Below are 19,204 nucleotides of genomic sequence, written 5' to 3'. Positions count from 1 at the left end.
CACGTCAAGAAAAAGCCGCCCGAGGGCGGCTTTTTCATCGACGCGAGGCAGCCTACTGCCCGTCGGTGGAGATCTCCTCCGGCTCCGGCTTGGCGCGGCCTTCCTTCTTCGGCAGCGGCTGGATGTCGAGCTTGACGTCCGGCGTCTCGGTGCCCTTGTCGTCGGTCTTGATCTCGATGTCCACCGTGAGGCGGCCACCTTCGGTCAGCTTGCCGAACAGCAGTTCGTCGGCCAGGGCGCGACGGATCGTGTCCTGGATCAGGCGCTGCATCGGGCGGGCACCCATCAGCGGATCGAAGCCCTTCTTCGCCAGGTACTTGCGCAGGCCGTCGGTGAAAGTCACTTCCACCTTCTTCTCGGCCAGCTGCTGTTCCAGCTGCAGCAGGAACTTGTCGACCACGCGCAGGATGATCTGCTCGTCGAGCGCCCGGAAGCTCACGATCGCATCGAGGCGGTTGCGGAACTCCGGCGTGAACAGGCGCTTGATGTCGGCCATCTCGTCGCCCTGTTCGCGCGAGTTGGTGAAACCGATCACCGACTTGTTCATGGTCTCGGCCCCCGCGTTCGTGGTCATGATGATGATCACGTTGCGGAAGTCGGCCTTGCGCCCGTTGTTGTCGGTCAGCGTGCCATGGTCCATCACCTGCAGCAGCACGTTGAAGATGTCCGGGTGCGCCTTCTCGATCTCGTCGAGCAGCAGCACCGCGTGCGGCTTCTTCGTGATGGCCTCGGTGAGCAGGCCGCCCTGGTCGAAGCCGACATAGCCCGGAGGCGCGCCGATCAGGCGCGACACCGCGTGCCGCTCCATGTACTCGGACATGTCGAAGCGGATCAGGTCGATGCCCATGATGTAGGCCAGCTGCTTGGCCGCTTCCGTCTTGCCGACGCCCGTGGGGCCGGAGAACAGGAACGCGCCGATCGGCTTGTCGCCGCGGCCCAGGCCGCTGCGCGCCATCTTCACGGAGGCCGCCAGCACTTCCAGCGCCTTGTCCTGCCCGAACACCACCGACTTCAGGTCGCGTTCCAGGTTCTGCAGCTTGCTGCGGTCGTCGCTCGAGACCGACGCGGGCGGAATGCGCGCGATCTTCGCCACGATCTCTTCCACCTCCAGCTTGGAGATGGTCTTCTTGCGCTTGTTCACCGGCAGGATGCGCTGGGCGGCGCCGGCCTCGTCGATGACGTCGATCGCCTTGTCCGGCAGGTGCCGGTCGTTGATGTACTTGGCCGACAGCTCCGCCGCCGCCTGCAGGGCGCCCGCGGCGTACTTGACGCTGTGGTGCTCCTCGAAGCGGCTCTTGAGCCCCTTGAGGATCTCGATCGTCTGCTCCACGCTCGGCTCGACCACGTCGACCTTCTGGAAGCGCCGCGACAGCGCCGCGTCCTTCTCGAAGATGCCGCGGTACTCGGTGAACGTCGTCGCGCCTATGCACTTGAGCGAGCCCTGCGACAGCGCGGGCTTGAGCAGGTTGGACGCGTCCAGCGTGCCGCCCGACGCCGCACCGGCGCCGATCAGCGTGTGGATCTCGTCGATGAACAGGATCGCGTTCGGCTTGTCCTTCAGGGACCGCAGCACGCCCTTGAGGCGCTGCTCGAAGTCGCCGCGGTACTTGGTGCCGGCCAGCAGCGCGCCCATGTCGAGCGAGTACACGACGGACTCGGCCAGGATCTCGGGCACTTCCTTCTGCACGATGCGCCAGGCCAGGCCTTCGGCGATCGCGGTCTTGCCCACGCCCGCCTCGCCCACCAGCAGCGGGTTGTTCTTGCGGCGGCGGCACAGGATCTGGATCACGCGCTCGACCTCGTACTCGCGGCCGATCAGCGGATCGATCTTGCCCTCCTTGGCCGACTGGTTGAGGTTGAGCGTGAACTGCTCGAGCGGCGAAGCCTTCTCGTTCTTCTCGCCGCCCTCCTCGCCTTCGGAGCCGGGGTTCTCGCCGCTCTTGGCGGGCTCGGGCGGATCGCTCTTCTTGATGCCATGAGCGATGTAGTTCACCACGTCCAGCCGCGTGACGCCCTGCTGGTGCAGGTAGTACACGGCATGCGAATCCTTCTCGCCGAAGATCGCCACCAGCACGTTGGCGCCGGTCACTTCCTTCTTGCCGTTGCCGGTGGACTGCACGTGCATGATCGCGCGCTGGATCACACGCTGGAAGCCCAGCGTGGGTTGCGTGTCGACGTCGTCGGTGCCCGCGACCTGCGGCGTGTTGTCCTTGATGAAGTTCGACAGCGACTTGCGCAGGTCGTCGATGTTCGCGGAGCACGCGCGCAGCACTTCGGCCGCGCTGGGATTGTCCAGCAGGGCCAGCAAGAGATGCTCCACGGTGATGAATTCGTGGCGCTGCTGACGCGCTTCCACGAACGCCATGTGGAGGCTGACTTCCAATTCCTGGGCAATCATGAGATTTCCTTCTGCCTTGCGTTCAAAACCTTTTCCGATGTTCGAGTACTGATCACTCGACCGGTTCACTCAGACACTGCAGCGGGTGTCCCGCCTGGCGGGCCGCCTCCTGCACTTGCTGGACCTTCGTGGCCGCGACGTCCCTCGAGTACACGCCGCAGATGCCCTTCCCGTCCAGATGGATCTTCAACATGATCTGCGTGGCCGTCTCCCTGTCCTTGCCGAAAAATTCCTGGATCACCACCACCACGAATTCCATCGGGGTGTAGTCGTCGTTCAACATCACCACCTGGTACATCTGCGGTGGCTTCGTCTTCTGCGTCTTCCGCTCCGCGACCACCGATCCGCCATCGTCCTCCGACGGCCGGATCGCCGGTCCGGCGGGGGGCGGGAGTGGTGTCTGACTGGCCATGAAAATCATTCTATCGAGCGCCATCGCCGCCCGTAGACCCTAGGTGAATTGGAGACGGTCCCGTCACATTCAAGCGACATGCGTGCCAGCTTGATTTCGACGGCCTGCGCGCAGGGAGCTTGGAAATAAAAAAACGTTTCCTGACGGGCACTTGCGATTGACTAAGTGAAAATGTTGACAGATGAGCGGTGTTCTAGGAGACTCGACGATCACTGAGGGAACAATAAACGGGGGCGCGCATCATGGCGACCGGAACTGTGAAGTGGTTTAACGATGCCAAGGGCTTCGGGTTCATCGAACCCGATGGCGGTGGCTCGGATGTGTTCGCGCATTTTTCGGCGATCACGATGGAGGGCTTCAAGACTCTCAAGCAGGGGTCGCGCGTCAGCTTCGACATCCAGCAAGGTCCCAAGGGCCAGCTCGCGCAGAACATCCAGGCGCAGCCTGGCGTCATCCAGACGCAGCCTGCCCCCACCGATCGGCCGCCGCGCCAGCCGAAGGTCCGCGCGCCGCAGTTCCATGCGGCCGGCGGCCACAGCGACCACGCCAACAAGGCCTGACGCCCTGAGCGCGTGAGATTCCGGAGCCGCCTGCGGGCGGCTCTCGGCGCTTTTGCAGCTCGCCCGGAGGAACGCGAGAGGCTCATCCCGCACGGGCGCACTGCTGCGGCCACGATGCCCAGTCCCGGGCCTTTCTCCCCGATTGCGGCTGCGTCAGCCCGCCATCCACACGCCATCCGGGCGCCGGCAGGCGGTTCCGCGCTGGCGCTGCGGACTGCGCCCGGTGTGGACCGTCAGCGTGTACGGCCGGCAATAGGCGCCCTGCACGTAATTGACCTTGCCCGGCACGACCGTGTAGCGCCTGCCGCCGTCCTGCCACTGCACCTGCCTGCCCTCCGGAGCGACTTCGAGCACCTCGCCGACGCAGGCGTGGTCGGCCGCGTCCATGCGGCGCCCGACCTCGCCGCCCACCAGCACGCCGGCGACCGCGCCACCGACGGTGGCGAGGGTGCGCCCTTCGCCGCGGCCGATCTGCTCGCCCAGCGCGCCGCCCACGATGCCGGCCAGGACGCCGCCGACCGCGCGGCTGTTGCAACGGGAGGTGCCCGCGACCTGCGCCGGGCGGTACTGCGGCTTGTACTCGTAGCCGCCTTGCTGCCGGACCATCCACGGCAGGTCGGCCAGGGCCGGTGCAGCAGCCACGAGGGCCGCCACGGCGGCCAGGAGGATGGAAGGACGCATGGCGTTTCCCTGCTTGTCGGATGCTGGTCTACCAGCTGGATTCCCGGCCGCGCGGTGACCGGACTGCAACGAGGCCTGCAACAGCCGCTTCCCACGCGCGATCGTGAAGCCTAGCAGCCCAGGTCCTCGCACAGGCGTTGCACGCGCGCCGTGACGTCGGGATCCATGCGGATCGTGCGGCCCCATTCGCGCTGGGTCTCGCCCGGCCACTTGTTGGTCGCGTCCATGCCCATCTTGCTGCCCAGGCCCGCCACCGGCGAGGCGAAGTCGAGATAGTCGATGGGCGTGTTCTCGATCGTCATCGTGTCGCGCGCCGGGTCCATCCGGCTGGACAGGGCCCACATCACCTCGCGCCAGTCGCGCACGTCGATGTCGTCGTCGACGACCAGCACGAACTTGGTGTACATGAACTGGCGCAGGTGGCTCCACACGCCCATCATCACCCGCCGCGCGTGCCCCGGGTAGGCCTTGCGGATGCTCACCACCGCCATGCGGTAGCTGCAGGCTTCCGGCGGCAGGTAGAAGTCGACGATCTCGGGGAACTGCCGCTGCAGCAGCGGGATGAACAGTTCGTTCATCGCCAGGCCCAGCACCGCGGGCTCGTCGAGCGGCTTGCCGGTGTAGGTGGAGTGGTAGAGCGCGTCCGGCCGCTGCGTGATGCGGTCGATCGTGAACACCGGGAAGGCGGCCTGCTCGTTGTAGTAGCCCGTGTGGTCGCCGTAGGGGCCCTCCAGCGCGTGCTCGTAGCCACTGGTGTGATTCGGATCCGGCTGGATGTGGCCTTCGAGCACGATCTCCGCCGTCGCCGGGATGTTCAGCGGCACGCCCAGCGCCGGCGCCACCTCGGTGCGGCTGCCCCGCAGCAGGCCCGCGAACTGGTATTCGGAGAGCGAGTCGGGCACCGGCGTGACCGCCCCCAGCAGCGTGGCCGGATCGGCGCCCAGCGCCACCGCGACGGGATACGGCTGCCCCGGATGCGCCAGCGCATGGTCGCGGAAATCGAGCGCGCCGCCGCGGTGCGGCAGCCAGCGCATGATCACCTTGTTGCGCGCGAGCACCTGCTGGCGGTAGATGCCCAGGTTCTGGCGGGCCTTGTTGGGCCCCCGAGTGATCACCAGGCCCCAGGTGATGAGCGGCGCCACGTCGCCGGGCCAGCAATGCTGGATCGGCAGCCGCGTGAGATCGACGTCGGGGCCTTCGAACACCTGCTGCTGGCAGGCCGGCTTGCCGACCTCGCGCGGCGCCATGTGCCACAGGCGCTTGAGCAGGTCGCCCAGGCCCAGCATCTCCTTGAAGCCCCGCGGCGGCTCGGGCTCCTTCAGGCGCGCCAGCAGTTCGCCGAACACGCGCACGCCCTTCAGGTCGGGCACGCCCATGGCGCGCGCCACGCGCTGCGGCGTGCCGAACAGGTTGGCCAGCACGGGGATGCGGTGCCCCGTCGGGTTCTCGAACAGGATCGCCGGGCCGCCGGCGCGCAGCACGCGGTCGCAGACGGCCGTCATTTCCAGGTGCGGCGACACCGCCTGGGCGACGCGTTTCAGCTCGCCGCCCTGCTCCAGCTGGGCGACGAATTCGCGCAGGTCGCGGTACGTCAAGGCCTGGGCGCGCCGCGGCCGCGCGTGAAGCGCGAGAGATCGAACACCGGCAGCTCCAGGGCGTCGAGCGTGTTCTTCACGACCAGCCCCAGTTCGGTGTCGCCTTCCATGCTCAGGCGGCGGTTGAAGAACAGCGTGTCCGGGTCTTCCTGCCGGCGCGCGATGCGCAGGAAATCGGGGCCGCTGGCGCTGATCGTCAGGTCCGGCTGCGCCTGGCGCGACAGGGGCGTGAAGCGGCTGCCGTTCCACGCGAAGTCGAACGACAGGCGCGCGTCGCGCACATGGATGCGAAAGCGCCGGCCGGACATCATCTGCTTGACGTCTTCCGGCAGTTGCGGCGCCAGGATGGCGTTGAGCGCGGTGGCCAGCACCAGCGAACCCGGGAACGACGGCAGGCGCTCGAGCACCGCGGCGATCGGCTTCGGGCACTCGGGCAAGGCGGAAAGCGAGAAGAGCGGCGTGGTCATGCGAAGGCCTCGGTCACCTGCTCGAGGCCGGAGCGGCCGTGCCAGTAGCCGTTGCAGGGCTCGTCAGGGAGGAGTTCCAGGCTGGCGGCATGCGCCGCGCGGGGGCTCGTCGTGCCGCGCCGCACCGCATCGAACAGGGAGATGATCTGCGGCATGTGCTGCGACTGCGGCGACAGGCGCACCACGTCGACGCCGGCCTGCGCCAGCGACGGCAGGTCGCCCAGCAGCGAGTGCACGCGCGCGGACTGCGTCTGGATGCCGTTGAGCACGAGGAAGGGCTCGTTCTCGCGCGTGCGCAGCACCTGGCCGTCGGGGTGGGCGATGCAGCTGAAGCCGCAGTCGTCCTTGGGCAGGTTCAGGTGGCGCGCCGTGAAGCAGCGGGCGGAAAAGGCGAGCGGCAGGCGACCGAAGGCGAACACCTCGGTCTCCAGGCCCTCGGGGCGCTCGCTGTGCAGCGTGGCGAGGTCCTCGCGCTTCATCTCCACCGGCATGACCCAGCGCGCCGCGCCCAGCCCCGCCACCCAGCGCAGCGTGTCGCCGTTGTAGATGTTCAGGTGCGGGCCGGCGACGAAGGGCACCTTGCCCGCGCAGCAGTGCACCGCGCCCATGTCGTTGGCCTCGACGTGGAACTCGCCGTTGGCGGCGATCTTGTGCAGCCCGGTGACGTCGGCGCCGGACTCCAGCAGCACCTGCGTGGACAGCACCACCTCCTTGCCGGCGCCGCGCAGCATGTGCGCGATCTCCAGCCAGTCGGCCAGCTTCACCTCGTGCCGGCGCGAGCACACGGCCTCGCCGAGATAGACGATGTCGACCGGCGTGTCGGCGATGCCGGCGTAGAAGGCCTGCACGTTCGCGAGCGGCCAGTAGTACTGCAGGGGGCCCAGGGACAGCTTCATGGGACTTCTTCTTATTTCCAGGAACGGTGGTAGGCGCCGAGCGTGTGCTGCTGGCCTTCGGCGAGCTGGTCGAGGCCCGCCATCCATTGGGTCTTGACGGCGTAGCGGTGGCCGGCGGCCACGCACTGGTCGATCGCCTCGCGCCAGATGCGCGTGACCTGCGCGACGTAGGCGGGGCTGCGCTGGCGGCCCTCGATCTTGATCGCACGCACGCCGATCTTCATCAGCTGCGGCAGCAGGTCCAGCGTGTTGAGGCTGGTCGGCTCCTCGATGGCGTAGTAGTTCTGTTCGCCGTCGACATCGAAGCGGCCCTTGCACAGCGTGGGGTAGCCGGCGTTCTCGCCTTCACCGTAGACGTCGATCAGCACGCCGCCCAGGCGCGCCTCGCGGCCGCGCGGCGTTTCCTGCCAGCGCACCGCCTTGGCCGGCGAACACACGCCGTGCGTGTTGGGCGACTCGCCGGTGACGTAGGACGACAGCTGGCAGCGCCCCTCCACCATCACGCACAGGCTGCCGAAGCCGAACACCTCGATCTCGACCTGCGTGCGCTGCGCCAGCTGCTTGACCTGCTCGAGCGACAGCACGCGCGGCAGCACGGCGCGCTGGATGCCGAACTGCTCGCGATAAAGGTTGATCGCTTCGTAATTGGTGGCCGAGCCCTGCACCGACAGGTGCAGCCGCAGCTGCGGGTGCTGGCGGGCGGCGTACTGCAGCAGGCCCGGATCGGCGACGATGACGGCATCGACGCCCAGTTGCGCCGCGGTATCCACGGCGCTGCGCCAGCGTTCGCCCTGCCCCGCCTGCGGATAGGTGTTGATGGCCATCAGCACCTTGCTGCCGCGCTCGTGGGCATAGCGGATGCCGTTCTCGGTCGCGGCGCGGTCGAAGTTCAGGCCGGCGAAGTTGCGCGCGTTGGTGGCGTCGCGCATCCCCATGTAGACGCAGTCGGCGCCGGCGTCGACGGCGGCCTTGAGGGCGGGCAGGCTGCCCGCCGGGCAGACCAGCTCGAAGGGATTGGCTGGAGGTGTTGGTACGACGGACATGGAGTGGATTGCCGCGCCCGGAAGGGACGGATGCCGCCGACGATACGCGCGCGTACCGGCCCGCGTTCTGACGCGCATCAATCAATGTGCATCGCGGACGCTTGAGGGGCACCAATGCAACAGCCGGACGCAGAGGGCGCAAAGGGTACGCAGAGAACGCAAAGAAAACCTTTGAAGGGATGTCTTTTGCGTCCTTTGCGTACCCTTTGCGTCCTCTGGGTCCGGCTATTGAATGGCGGCTCGCAAGGCGCCGCGCTACATGTTGTCGATCATCACCTGCCCGAAGCCGGAGCACGACACCTGCGTGGCGCCCTCCATCAGGCGCGCGAAGTCGTACGTGACCTTCTTGGACAGGATGGACTTTTCCATGGAGCTGATGATCAGGTCGGCGGCCTGGGTCCAGCCCATGTGGCGCAGCATCATCTCGGCCGACAGGATCTCGGAACCCGGGTTCACATAGTCCTTGCCGGCGTACTTCGGCGCGGTGCCGTGCGTGGCCTCGAACATGGCGACCGTGTCGCTCAGGTTGGCGCCGGGCGCGATGCCGATGCCGCCGACCTGCGCCGCCAGGGCGTCGGAGATGTAGTCGCCATTGAGGTTCAGCGTGGCGATCACGCTGTATTCCGCCGGGCGCAGCAGGATCTGCTGCAGGAAGGCGTCGGCGATCGAGTCCTTGACGATGATGTCCTTGCCCGTCTTCGGGTTCCTGAACTTGCACCAGGGGCCGCCGTCGATCTCCACCGCGCCGAACTCCTTCTTCGCCAGCGCGTAGCTCCAGTCGCGGAAGCCGCCCTCGGTGAACTTCATGATGTTGCCCTTGTGCACGATCGTCACGCTGGGCTTGTCGTTGTCGATGGCGTACTGGATCGCCTTGCGCACCAGGCGCTCGGTGCCTTCGACGGACACCGGCTTGATGCCGACGGCGGAGGTCTGCGGGAAGCGGATCTTGCTCACGCCCATTTCCTTGATCAGGAAATCGACCAGCTTCTTGACCTTGTCGGTGTTGGCCTCGTACTCGATGCCGGCGTAGATGTCTTCCGAGTTCTCGCGGAAGATCACCATGTTGGTCTTCTCGGGCGCCTTCACGGGCGAAGGCACGCCGCGGAAGTACTGGATCGGCCGCAGGCAGACGTACAGGTCCAGCTCCTGGCGCAGCGCCACGTTCAGCGAGCGGATGCCGCCGCCGACCGGCGTGGTCAGCGGGCCCTTGATCGAGACGACGTACTCGCGCGCCGCCTGCAGGGTTTCGTCGGGCAGCCAGACGTCCGGGCCGTAGACGCGGGTCGACTTCTCGCCGGCGAAGATCTCCATCCAGTGGATCTTCTTCTGTCCGCCGTAGGCCTTCTGGACCGCGGCATCCACCACCTTCAGCATCACGGGGGTGATGTCCAGGCCGGTGCCATCGCCCTCGATGTAGGGAATGATCGGCTGGTCCGGCACGTTCAGCGACATGTCGGCGTTCACGGTGATCTTCTGGCCCTGCGAGGGGACCTGGATGTGCTGGTAAGCCATGGGGGAAACGTCTCCGGAAGGGATCGGATGTGCCGCACCGGGCGGGCCGGCGGGGGAAACGAGCGGATTCTAGCGGCGAAGCTGTCGGCTTCCTTGCAGCGAAGAATGCGCCAGATCAAGGTCTGCCGCGGTTGTGTCAACCGGCCGCCGCATTGCCGCGTTGGCGGAGGGTCTGACATCGCGTTGGGCATTTTTTTCAAAACGAAAGCTCCCAAGGAATCCAATGACCAAGCTGCTCGCCACCCTCATCGCCGGCCTGTTCTCCGCTGCCGTGTTCGCCCAGGCCCCCGCCGCCGCCCCGGCCGCCGCCGCCGCCCCGGCCGCCGCCGCTGCTCCGGCCAAGGTCGAAGCGAAGAAGGAAGAAAAGGCCGTCGTGAAGGCCGAGAAGAAGGAAGAGAAGGCCGAAGTCAAGGCCGAAGCCAAGAAGGAAGAAAAGAAGGTCGCCAAGGCCGACAAGAAGGCCAAGAAGGCCGCCCCGAAGGCCGAAGTGAAGAAGGAAGAGAAGAAGGAAGAGAAGAAGTCGTAATCGGCTGCTTCCCCTTGCCGGCCGCATCGCGCGGCCGCGTCACTGGCCCGCCCCTGGCGGGCCTTTGTCTTGGTGGGCTCGGGATGACCCTGAGTGCCGCCTTCGCGGCGGCTGTCAACCGGCCGCTGCTCCGCTCCGTTACGGATGGGCCGCCCGGTGGTACGGGAGGTAAGAAAAGAACTTCCCAACCCTGAAAGGATTTTCCATGAGCAAGCTGCTCGCCGTCCTGGCCGCCTCCGTGTTCGCCATGTCCACCGCCTTCGCCGCTTCGCACGCCGGTGCCCCGATGGCTGGTGCCTCGGCTGCCAAGACGGAAGTCAAGGCCGATGCCAAGGCGGACATGAAGGACGCCAAGAAGGACGCCAAGGCCACCAAGAAGGTCGCCAAGAAGTCCAGCAAGAAGACCGCCAAGAAGGACAAGAACTGAGTCCTGGGTCCCGGCCCGGAATGCCCGCCGCGCGCGGGCATTTTTGTTTCCACCGCACAATCGCCGCATGATGAAGTCCCTCGCCCTCGCCGCCCTGCTGCTGGCCCCCCTCGCGCACGCGCAGGAGCCGCAGATGAACCTGCCGCGCGTGAAGCTCACCGCCGGCATGCACGTGATCGACGCGCAGGTCGCCGCCACCGACGAGCAGCGCATGACGGGGCTGATGCACCGCAAGGAGATGCCGCAGCACGAGGGCATGCTGTTCGTGTTCGAGGCGCCGAGCCAGCAGTGCTTCTGGATGAAGAACACGCTGCTGCCGCTGGCCATCGCCTTCGTCGCCGACGACGGCACCATCGTCAACACCGACGAGATGAAGCCGCAGACGCTCGATGCGCACTGCTCCGACAAGCCCGTGCGCTACGTGCTGGAGATGAACAAGGGGTGGTTCGCCAAGAAGGGGATCAAGGCGGGGACGAAGCTGGGGGGGCCGATCTTTCGTTGAGGGGTCGCTGGGGTTCACGCGCTTCGCGGTTCACCGCCAGCCTACGCACGGCGGTCCGGCGGTAGGCTGGCGGTGAGCCCTGCGAACCCCAGCAGGAAGGGCCGCGCAAGCGGCCCTTCCGTCATTGCGCGCAGCGCCCGATCAACCGAAATTCTTCGCCGCGAATTCCCAGTTCACCAGCTTGTCCAGGAAGGTCTCCACGAACTTCTGGCGCAGGTTGCGGTAGTCGATGTAGTACGCGTGTTCCCACACATCCACCGTCAGAACCGCGCGGTCGGCGGTGGTCAGCGGCGTGCCCGCGGCGCCGGTGTTGACGATGTCCACCGTGCCGTCCGCCTTCTTCACCAGCCAGGTCCAGCCTGATCCGAAGTTGCCGACGGCGGATTTCACGAAGGCTTCGCGGAACGCCTGGTAGCTGCCCCACTTGCCGGTGATCGCCTGCGCCAGCGCGCCGGTGGGCTCGCCGCCGCCCTCGGGCTTCATGCAGTTCCAGAAGAAGGTGTGGTTCCACACCTGGGCGGAGTTGTTGTAGATGGCGCCCGAGGACTTGCGGATGATGTCCTCCAGCGGCATGTTCTCGAACTCGGTGCCCTTCTGCAGGTTGTTCAGGTTCACCACGTACGCGTTGTGGTGCTTGCCGTGGTGATACTCGAGCGTCTCGCGGGAATAGTGCGGGGCCAGTGCGTCGATGGGATACGGCAGGGGGGGCAGGACGTGTTCCATGGCTCTTCTTTCGCTGGTTGTGGTGTCGAACCGCCGATTCTAGGAAGGATTCCCGCTTCGCGGCGCCACGCGAAGATCAACCTCGCCATCCGCAAGGGCGGCCCGCACGGCCTGCCCTTCGTGCAGGGCGCGCGCGCTCGTGAGTGGCTGGCCCGAGGCGGCATCCGTCAGCAGCGCATAGCCCCGCTGCAGCACGAGGCGCGGATCGAGCAGTTCCAGCCGCATCTCCACGCGCTCGCATTGGCGCGCCGCGCGGCTCACGCGCTCGGCGATGCCGCCGCGCAGGCCGTCGCGGGCGGCGCGCAGTTCCTCCTGCGCGCGCCGCAGCCGCGACGCCAGCGCCAGCCGCAGGCGCTGCGCCTGGCGTTCGATGCGCAGGTGCTGCTGGGCGGTGCGCGCGGACGGCCGGCCCAGGTGCGCCGCCGCCTGGTCGAGTCGCTGCTCCGCCCGGTCGAGTCGGCGCTGCGCAGCTTCCTGCAGCCGCTCGTGCAGGATGCGCAGCGCCCCCAGCCACGCCTCGCGCGGCTGCGCCGCGAGTTCCGCCGCGGCCGTCGGCGTGGGCGCGCGCAGGTCGGCGCAGAAATCGGCGATCGTGAAGTCGGTCTCGTGCCCCACGCCGCTCACCAGCGGCACGGGGCTGCGCACGATGGTGCGCGCCAGCCGTTCGTCATTGAAGGCCCACAGGTCCTCCATGGAGCCGCCGCCGCGCACCAGCAGGATCGCGTCGATCGTGCCGCGGCCCGCCAGCCGGTACAGCGATTCGAGCGCTGCGACGAGTTCTGCAGGGGCCTGCATCCCTTGCACCGCCGCGGGCGCGAGCACCACCGGCACGTGCGGCGCACGGCGGCGCAGGCACGTCACGACGTCGTGCAGCGCCGCCGCGCCCAGCGAAGTGGCGATGCCGATGCCGCGCGGCAGCAAGGGCAGCGGGCGCTTGCGGCCGGCCTCGAACAGGCCTTCGGCTTCGAGCTTCGCCTTCAGGCGCAAGAACTGCTCGAACAACGCGCCCTGCCCGGCCCGGCGCATGCTCTCGACCACCAGTTGCAGGTCGCCCCGCTGCTCGTATACGCCCAGCCGCCCGCTCACTTCGACCAGTTCGCCATCGCGCGGCGCGAACGCCAGCAGGCTGGCGCTGCGGCGGAACATGGCGCAGCGGACCTGCCCCTGCGTGTCCTTGAGCGAAAAGTAGCAGTGGCCGCTGGCCGCCCGCGAGAACCCGGTGATCTCCCCGCGCACGCTGACCGGATTGAAGCGCGCCTCCAGGGCGTCGGCCACGGCCCGGCACAGTGCGCCGACCGCCCAGACCCGCGGCGCAGCCGGGCTGCCGTCCGTCAACAAAGCCGGTCTTCCCTAGTGAAAACCCCATGGAAATTCATCCACAGAAGCCCGGAATCGGGGAAAAACACCCCAGGACGGGCCAGGACGCTGATTCCTCGGAGCAAGTCCTTGATTTTCAACGGTTTTTTCCTGCTCATTTGGTCATCGTTCTGTCGCGGTGCAGGACTGGCGCGGGTCGGCGCTGCGGCAAAGGGGTTTTCTCAACAAAGTTATCCACAACTTTTGTGAGTGTCGTCCTACGGATACGTCGACCTCGCCTACGACCCTTGCAAACTGGTCCGACAATGCGGCATGCCGCGATAATCCGCGCGAGGCAGCGCGCAAGCGCCGCCCGACCAGCAGTACACCCCGGCGGAGGACCCCGTTTGTTTTCGATCATACAAGCCGCAGGCTGGCCGATCTGGCCGCTCGTTGCCTGCTCCATCCTGGCCCTGGCGCTCGTCATCGAGCGTTTCCTGAGCCTCAAGACAGCCAAGGTCGCCCCGCCGAAACTGCTGGACGAGGCGCTGGCCGTCTCGCGCGCCTCCGTGCCCTCGCCCGACGTCGTGCGCCAGCTCGAGCAGAATTCCGCGCTGGGCGAAGTGCTGGCCAGCGGCTTCCGCGCGCTCAACTCCGATCCCCGCTGCACCGAGGCGGACCTGCGCGCGAACATGGAGAACACCGGCCGCGCCGTGGCGCACCGCCTGGAGCGCTACCTGAACGCACTGGCCACGATCGCTTCGGCCGCGCCCCTGCTGGGCCTGCTGGGCACCGTCATCGGCATGATCGAGATCTTCGGCTCGCAGTCGGGCGCCGGCGCGGCGACGGGCAGCAACCCCGCGCAGCTGGCGCACGGCATCTCGGTGGCCCTCTACAACACGGCCTTCGGCCTGATCGTCGCGATTCCGGCCCTGATCTTCTGGCGTTACTTCCGCGGGCGCGTGGACGAATACCTGCTCACGCTCGAACTCTCCGCCGAGCGCTTCGCCCGCCATTTGATCAACCTGCGCAGGGCATGAACTTCCGTCTTCGCGCCAAGGACGAACCGGAGATCAACCTGATCCCGTTCATCGACGTGCTGCTGGTGGTGCTGATCTTCCTCATGCTCACCACCACGTACAGCAAGTTCACGGAGATGCAGCTGCGCCTGCCGGTGGCCGACACCGACGCGCAGCGCGACTACCCGCGCGAACTGATCGTCGCGGTCTCGAGCGACGGCCGCTACATGGTCAACAAGCAGCCGGTCAGCGGCCGCGGCCCCGAGGCCCTGGCCGAATCGATGGCCGAAGCGTCCAAGGCAGGCAAGGACTCCGTCGTCATCATCAGCGCCGACGCCACCGCCACCCACCAGTCGGTGATCACGGTGATGGAAGCGGCGCGCCGCATCGGCCTGAGCCAGATCACGTTCGCCACGCAGTCTTCGGCGCAGGCCGGCGCCAAGTGAGCGGACTGCAGCGCGCCTGGCTGCGGCGGGGGCCGGTGGCTCGCCTGCTGTGGCCTGTCTCGCTCGTCTATCGCGCCGGCACCGCGCTGCACCGCCGCCTCTATGCCTCGGGCCGGCGCCCGGTCGAACGCCTGCCGGTGCCGGTGATCGTCGTCGGCAACGTGATCGCGGGCGGTGCCGGCAAGACCCCCGTGGTGCTGGCCCTGCTGCAGCACCTGCGCCGCCGGCGCGTGCGCGCCGGTGTCGTCTCGCGCGGCCACGGCCGCAGCACCCTGGACTGCCGCGAAGTGCGGCCGCAGGACGACCCCGTCCTCACCGGCGATGAACCGCTGCTGCTGCGGCGCAATGGCGGCCTGCCGGTGTTCGTCGCGCGCCGGCGGGCGCAGGCGGCGCGGGCGCTGCTCGCCGCCTATCCGGGCACGCAGGTGATCGTCAGCGACGACGGCCTGCAGCACCACGCACTCGCGCGCGACATCGAGATCTGCGTCTTCGACCGCCGCGGCATCGGCAATGGCCTGCTGCTGCCGGCCGGCCCCATGCGGGAACACTGGCCGCGGCCGGTCGACCTGGTGCTGCGCGATTCCGAAACGCCCGGCATCGAGGGCCACGTCCTGCGGCGCACGCTCGCGACCGAGGCGCTGCGCGGCGACGGCGCCCGCCGGCGGCTGGCGGACCTGCGTGGCGTGCCCGTGATCGCGCTGGCCGGCATCGCCTCGCCGGAGGCCTTCTTCGACATGCTGCGTGCTGCCGGCCTCACGCTCACCGCCACCTACGGCCTGCCCGACCACCACGATTTCGTCCACCTGCCCGCGGCGATTCCGGCCGACGCGTGCCTGCTGTGCACGGAAAAGGATGCCGTCAAGCTGTGGGCCCTGCGGCCCGATGCCTGGGCCGTGCCACTGCAGGTGGAGATCCCGCAGGCGTTCTGGGACGCCTTCGATCGCCTGCTGGACGCACAGCTATCATCCGCCCATGGATCCTCGCCTGCTTGAGCTTCTCGTCTGCCCCGTGACCAAGGGTCCGCTGGACCTCGACCGCGAGCGCCAGGAACTGCTTTCGCGCAGCGCCCGGCTCGCGTACCCGATCCGCGATGGCATTCCCGTGCTGCTGGAAGACGAGGCGCGCACCCTGGGCGACGAGGAACTGGAGCGCCTGCCCCCGCGCACGCCCCTCGTCTGACCCGCGCTGCAGACCCGCGCGTGAGCTTCACCGTCCTGATCCCCGCCCGGCTCGCCTCCACGCGCCTGCCGGACAAGCCGCTGGCCGACATCGCCGGCCTGCCGATGGTCGTGCGCGTGGCGCAGCGCGCCGAGCAGTCGGGCGCCGCGCAGGTCGTGGTGGCCACCGACAGCGAGCGCATCGCCGATGCCTGCAGCGCCCACGGCGTGCGCGCGGTGCTCACCCGTGCCGACCATCCTTCCGGCAGCGACCGCCTCGCGGAGGCATGCGAGCAGCTCGGGCTGGAGCACGACGACCTCGTCGTCAACGTGCAGGGCGACGAGCCGCTGATCGATCCGGCGCTGATCGATGCGGTGGCGAAGCTGCTGCGTGACCGTGAGCAGGCCAGCATGAGCACGGCCGCCCACCCGATCGCGAGCGTGGCCGACTTCCTGAACCCCAACGTGGTGAAGGTGGTGCTGCAGGCCGACGGCCTGGCGCTGTACTTCAGCCGCGCGCCGATCCCGTGGTGGCGCGACGGCTTCGCCGAGGGTGTGGGCGCGCTGCCCGACCCGGCGCCGCTGCGGCACGTGGGCATCTACGGCTACCGCGCCGGGTTCCTGCGCGCCTTTCCGCGCATGCCGCAGGCGCCGGTGGAATCGTGCGAGGCGCTGGAGCAATTGCGCGCGCTCTGGCACGGGCACCGCATCGCCGTGCACGTGAGCGCCACCGCGCCGGGGGCCGGCGTGGACACGCCCGAAGACCTCGAGCGGGTGCGCGCCCTCTTTGCCGCAGGACAAGGAACCTCGCCGCGCGCGTAAGTTCCGCGCAGGAGGCTGCGTGCTATCCTCGGCGGCAACAGGCGCGCGACGGCTTGGCTCGGCCCGCAGCCGACCGATTCCAGACCATCCGAGGATTCCCATGAGACTGATCCTGTTGGGCGCACCGGGCGCCGGCAAAGGCACGCAGGCCACCTTCCTGTGCGAGAAGTACGGCATCCCGCAGATCTCCACCGGCGACATGCTGCGTGCCGCGGTCAAGGCCGGCACCCCGCTGGGGCTGGCCGCCAAGAAGGTGATGGATTCCGGTGCCCTGGTCAGCGACGACATCATCATCGGCCTGGTCAAGGAGCGCATCGCGCAGCCCGACTGCGCCCGCGGCTTCCTGTTCGACGGCTTTCCGCGCACGATCCCGCAGGCCGAGGCCATGAAGGCCGCCGGCGTGAAGATCGACTGCGTGCTGGAGATCGACGTGCCCTTCGCCGCGATCGTGGAACGCATGGGCGGCCGCCGCTCGCATCCCGCGTCCGGCCGCACCTACCACGTCAAGTTCAATCCGCCCAAGGCCGAAGGCCGCGACGACGTCACCGGCGAGCCGCTGATCCAGCGCGACGACGACCGCGAGGAAACCGTCCTCAAGCGCCTGGAGGTCTATGCCGCCCAGACGCGTCCGCTGGTGGACTACTACAGCAACTGGGCGAAGAGCGATCCGCAGAACGCGCCGAAGGTGCGCAAGATCGACGGCATGGGAAGCGTCGACGAGATCACCGCGCGGGCGCTGGAAGCGCTGGCGGATTGCGGACGCTGATTCTCCGGCTCGCTGCCGCTGCGCCGATCGCTGGGATTCCTGGCGTCACCCCAGCCTACGGGCAGGCGGCACGCGCGGCGCGCGTAGGCTGGCGGTGAGCCGCGGCAGCGCGAACCCCAGCGCTCATCACCCCGCCATCAACTCCAGCATCAAGGCGATCCGCGCCTGCACCGGCGTGAGCCCCTGCGCCACCGGCAGCCGGTCCCCCGCGTGCGCCAGCACGCGCCCCTGCAGGCAGCGCGAGGCGCGCCGCACCACCACCCCCTGGTCCTGCGCCTGCAGCAGCGCGCCTTCGAGCGCGGCATGCACCGTGCCGTTGCCGGTGCCCGCCACCACCAGGCCGCGCACGCCGTCCTTCACGAGCGCCGCAACGATCGCACCGCTCGCGCCCGCGTGGCTCAGGATGATCTCCACCCGCGGCCACTGCGCCGGCTGGGGCAGCGCCTGCACATCGCGCACCGCCGTGCCTTCGGGCCAGGGGCGCAGCACGCGCAGGGCGCCCTCTTCCACATAGGCCACCGGCCCCGCGTCCCCCGAGGAGAACGCATCGGCGCGATAGCCGTGCACCTTCCGCACGTCGGGGGCGCCGTGCACGGCCCCCGCGAACACCACGCACACGCCGCGCGCCTGACCCGACGCGGCGACCGACAGCGCATCGGCGAGGTTCTGGGGTCCATCGGCCGCCACCGAGGTCGCCGGCCGCATCGCGCCGGTCAGCACCACCGGCTTGCGCGGCGCCAGCACGGCCTGCAGGAAGAACGCCGTCTCCTCCATCGTGTCGGTGCCGTGCGTGACCACGATGCCGGCCACGTCGTCGCGCGCGAGGGCCTGGTCGCAGCGCTGCGCGAGGGCGCGCCAGACGCCGAAGTCCATGTCCTTGCTGTCGACCTGCGCGACCTGCTCGCCTTCCACGGCCCAGCCCGCCGGCACCGGCACGCCAGCCAGCAACTGCTCGACCCCGAGCTGCGCCGCCCGGTAGCCCAGGTTGTCGCTGGCCGTCGCCGCGCGCCCGGCGATCGTGCCGCCGGTGGCCAGTACCACGATTCTTCGTTCCTGCGCTTGCATTCCGCCCCAAACTGTTCAAAAATACAGATACTGGATATCAACACAGTCCCACCATGGCAAGCATCGCCCGCCAGCCCGCCACCGCAACGGACCAGGAGCCAGCTATGGAGCCACCCAAGCTCACGCCGCGCCAGCAGCAGATTCTGGACCTGATCCAGAGCGCCATCGAGCGCACGGGGGCGCCGCCCACCCGCGCCGAAATCGCGGAGGAACTCGGCTTCAAGTCAGCCAACGCCGCGGAGGAGCACCTGCAGGCCCTCGCCCGCAAGGGCGTGATCGACCTGGTGAGCGGCACCTCGCGCGGCATCCGCCTGAAGGGCGAGACGCTTCGCGCCATCCAGGAAGCCCGCGTCAAGCAGTTCGACCTGCCGCTGCCCACGCTGCTGCAGCTGGCCCTGCCGCTGGTGGGCCGGGTGGCCGCGGGCTCGCCGATCCTCGCGCAGGAACACGTGGACAAGACGTACTACGTGGAAAGCGGCCTGTTCCAGCGCCGCCCCGACTACCTGCTCAAGGTGCGCGGCATGTCCATGCGCGATGCCGGCATCATGGATGGCGACCTGCTCGCCGTGCAGGCCACGCGCGAGGCCAAGAACGGCCAGATCGTGGTGGCACGCCTCGGCGAAGACGTCACCGTCAAACGCTTCCGCCGCAACAAGCACCTGATCGAGCTGCACGCCGAAAACCCGGACTACCCCACGATCGTGGTGGAGCCCGGCGAGCCATTCGAGATCGAGGGCGTCGCGGTCGGCCTGATCCGCAACACGATGCTCATGTAAGGTAAGGCCACGGCGGCCGCCGCAGGTGGCAGGCGTATGGCGAAGCGATCGCCATCACCCTGCGGCAGCAGCCTTCCTCGTCAATCCTGCCTGTGTTTCTCTCCCCCAGGAGCTC

General features: G+C 68.3%; 21 protein-coding genes and 1 pseudogene. 11 read left to right on the top strand and 11 right to left on the bottom strand.

All coding sequences use genetic code 11. From position 1 onward, the window contains the following. Positions 1-52: 52 nt before the first annotated feature. Together clpA and clpS are read right to left on the bottom strand one after the other, a co-directional pair. Positions 53-2,398: an ATP-dependent Clp protease ATP-binding subunit ClpA gene (gene clpA / locus JI746_RS06765; protein ID WP_201688037.1), complete on the bottom strand. Its 2,346-nt coding sequence runs from the start codon at positions 2,396-2,398 to the stop codon at positions 53-55. Positions 2,399-2,450: 52 nt separating this feature from the next. Then, on the bottom strand, positions 2,451-2,819 hold the full coding sequence (clpS, locus tag JI746_RS06760; RefSeq protein WP_201688036.1) for an ATP-dependent Clp protease adapter ClpS: 369 nt from the start codon (positions 2,817-2,819) through the stop codon (positions 2,451-2,453). A gap of 233 nt (positions 2,820-3,052) precedes the next feature. Here clpS and JI746_RS27585 point away from each other — a divergent pair. Then, positions 3,053-3,250: pseudogene (locus JI746_RS27585) on the top strand (cold-shock protein); the annotation flags it as partial. A 273-nt stretch (positions 3,251-3,523) separates the two neighbouring features. Here JI746_RS27585 and JI746_RS06750 read toward each other — a convergent pair. The 6 genes from JI746_RS06750 to icd form a co-directional block, all read right to left on the bottom strand. Beyond that, positions 3,524-4,051, bottom strand: a complete 528-nt coding sequence (locus JI746_RS06750) for a glycine zipper 2TM domain-containing protein (RefSeq protein WP_201688034.1) — start codon at positions 4,049-4,051, stop codon at positions 3,524-3,526. A gap of 110 nt (positions 4,052-4,161) precedes the next feature. After that, on the bottom strand, positions 4,162-5,646 hold the full coding sequence (gene ubiD / locus JI746_RS06745) for a 4-hydroxy-3-polyprenylbenzoate decarboxylase (protein WP_201688033.1): 1,485 nt from the start codon (positions 5,644-5,646) through the stop codon (positions 4,162-4,164). Then, positions 5,643-6,113 (bottom strand): ubiquinone anaerobic biosynthesis accessory factor UbiT, encoded by a 471-nt coding sequence (gene ubiT, locus JI746_RS06740; protein WP_201688032.1) that lies wholly within the window; start codon positions 6,111-6,113, stop codon positions 5,643-5,645. The genes ubiD and ubiT overlap by 4 nt, the downstream gene beginning before the upstream one ends. Then, positions 6,110-7,009 (bottom strand): U32 family peptidase, encoded by a 900-nt coding sequence (locus JI746_RS06735; RefSeq protein ID WP_201688031.1) that lies wholly within the window; start codon positions 7,007-7,009, stop codon positions 6,110-6,112. Before JI746_RS06735 ends, ubiT begins: the two co-directional genes overlap by 4 nt. A gap of 11 nt (positions 7,010-7,020) precedes the next feature. Beyond that, entirely contained in the window at positions 7,021-8,052 is a 1,032-nt protein-coding gene (ubiU, locus tag JI746_RS06730) for a ubiquinone anaerobic biosynthesis protein UbiU (protein WP_201688030.1), read from the bottom strand. A gap of 255 nt (positions 8,053-8,307) precedes the next feature. Next, positions 8,308-9,564, bottom strand: a complete 1,257-nt coding sequence (icd, locus tag JI746_RS06725) for an NADP-dependent isocitrate dehydrogenase (protein WP_201688029.1) — start codon at positions 9,562-9,564, stop codon at positions 8,308-8,310. A gap of 223 nt (positions 9,565-9,787) precedes the next feature. Here icd and JI746_RS06720 point away from each other — a divergent pair, with 223 nt between their 5' ends. The 3 genes from JI746_RS06720 to JI746_RS06710 all read left to right on the top strand — a co-directional run bounded on the left by JI746_RS06720 (position 9,788) and on the right by JI746_RS06710 (position 11,019). Continuing rightward, entirely contained in the window at positions 9,788-10,090 is a 303-nt protein-coding gene (locus JI746_RS06720; protein ID WP_201688028.1) for a hypothetical protein, read from the top strand. Between the two features lie 205 nt (positions 10,091-10,295). Beyond that, the gene (locus JI746_RS06715) at positions 10,296-10,517 is read left to right on the top strand and encodes a hypothetical protein (protein ID WP_201688027.1); all 222 of its coding nucleotides are present in this window, start codon (positions 10,296-10,298) and stop codon (positions 10,515-10,517) included. A gap of 67 nt (positions 10,518-10,584) precedes the next feature. Then, positions 10,585-11,019, top strand: a complete 435-nt coding sequence (locus tag JI746_RS06710) for a DUF192 domain-containing protein (protein ID WP_201688026.1) — start codon at positions 10,585-10,587, stop codon at positions 11,017-11,019. Positions 11,020-11,160: 141 nt separating this feature from the next. Here the strand turns inward: JI746_RS06710 and JI746_RS06705 are convergent, their stop codons facing one another. After that, a complete protein-coding gene (locus JI746_RS06705; protein WP_201688025.1) occupies positions 11,161-11,742 on the bottom strand; it encodes a superoxide dismutase in 582 nt (193 codons plus the stop codon). Positions 11,743-11,781: 39 nt separating this feature from the next. Beyond that, positions 11,782-13,080 (bottom strand): exodeoxyribonuclease VII large subunit, encoded by a 1,299-nt coding sequence (xseA, locus tag JI746_RS06700; protein ID WP_201688024.1) that lies wholly within the window; start codon positions 13,078-13,080, stop codon positions 11,782-11,784. 365 nt (positions 13,081-13,445) lie between these two features. On the opposite strand from xseA, the gene JI746_RS06695 reads away from it, so the two are divergent. From JI746_RS06695 to adk, 6 genes are all read left to right on the top strand, one after another. Further along, entirely contained in the window at positions 13,446-14,078 is a 633-nt protein-coding gene (locus JI746_RS06695; protein ID WP_201688023.1) for a MotA/TolQ/ExbB proton channel family protein, read from the top strand. Continuing rightward, complete coding sequence (locus tag JI746_RS06690; RefSeq protein WP_201688022.1) at positions 14,075-14,503, top strand: ExbD/TolR family protein; 429 nt, start codon at positions 14,075-14,077, stop codon at positions 14,501-14,503. The genes JI746_RS06695 and JI746_RS06690 overlap by 4 nt, the downstream gene beginning before the upstream one ends. Next, positions 14,500-15,495: a tetraacyldisaccharide 4'-kinase gene (gene lpxK / locus JI746_RS06685; protein ID WP_201688021.1), complete on the top strand. Its 996-nt coding sequence runs from the start codon at positions 14,500-14,502 to the stop codon at positions 15,493-15,495. Before JI746_RS06690 ends, lpxK begins: the two co-directional genes overlap by 4 nt. Beyond that, the gene (locus JI746_RS06680; protein ID WP_201688020.1) at positions 15,476-15,682 is read left to right on the top strand and encodes a Trm112 family protein; all 207 of its coding nucleotides are present in this window, start codon (positions 15,476-15,478) and stop codon (positions 15,680-15,682) included. Before lpxK ends, JI746_RS06680 begins: the two co-directional genes overlap by 20 nt. Positions 15,683-15,702: 20 nt before the next feature. Beyond that, on the top strand, positions 15,703-16,482 hold the full coding sequence (kdsB, locus tag JI746_RS06675; RefSeq protein ID WP_201688019.1) for a 3-deoxy-manno-octulosonate cytidylyltransferase: 780 nt from the start codon (positions 15,703-15,705) through the stop codon (positions 16,480-16,482). Between the two features lie 100 nt (positions 16,483-16,582). Continuing rightward, a complete protein-coding gene (adk, locus tag JI746_RS06670) occupies positions 16,583-17,248 on the top strand; it encodes an adenylate kinase (protein ID WP_201688018.1) in 666 nt (221 codons plus the stop codon). Positions 17,249-17,374: 126 nt separating this feature from the next. Here the strand turns inward: adk and JI746_RS06665 are convergent, their stop codons facing one another. Continuing rightward, complete coding sequence (locus JI746_RS06665) at positions 17,375-18,313, bottom strand: asparaginase (RefSeq protein WP_201688017.1); 939 nt, start codon at positions 18,311-18,313, stop codon at positions 17,375-17,377. Between the two features lie 104 nt (positions 18,314-18,417). On the opposite strand from JI746_RS06665, the gene lexA reads away from it, so the two are divergent. Further along, positions 18,418-19,089, top strand: a complete 672-nt coding sequence (gene lexA, locus JI746_RS06660; protein WP_201688016.1) for a transcriptional repressor LexA — start codon at positions 18,418-18,420, stop codon at positions 19,087-19,089. Positions 19,090-19,204 lie beyond the last annotated feature (115 nt).

This window comes from Ramlibacter alkalitolerans, from assembly GCF_016722765.1.
In the GTDB taxonomy this organism is placed as follows: domain Bacteria; phylum Pseudomonadota; class Gammaproteobacteria; order Burkholderiales; family Burkholderiaceae_C; genus Ramlibacter; species Ramlibacter alkalitolerans.
The sequence above is the reverse complement of the archived record's forward strand: the minus strand, read 5'-3'. Positions and strand labels throughout refer to the sequence as shown.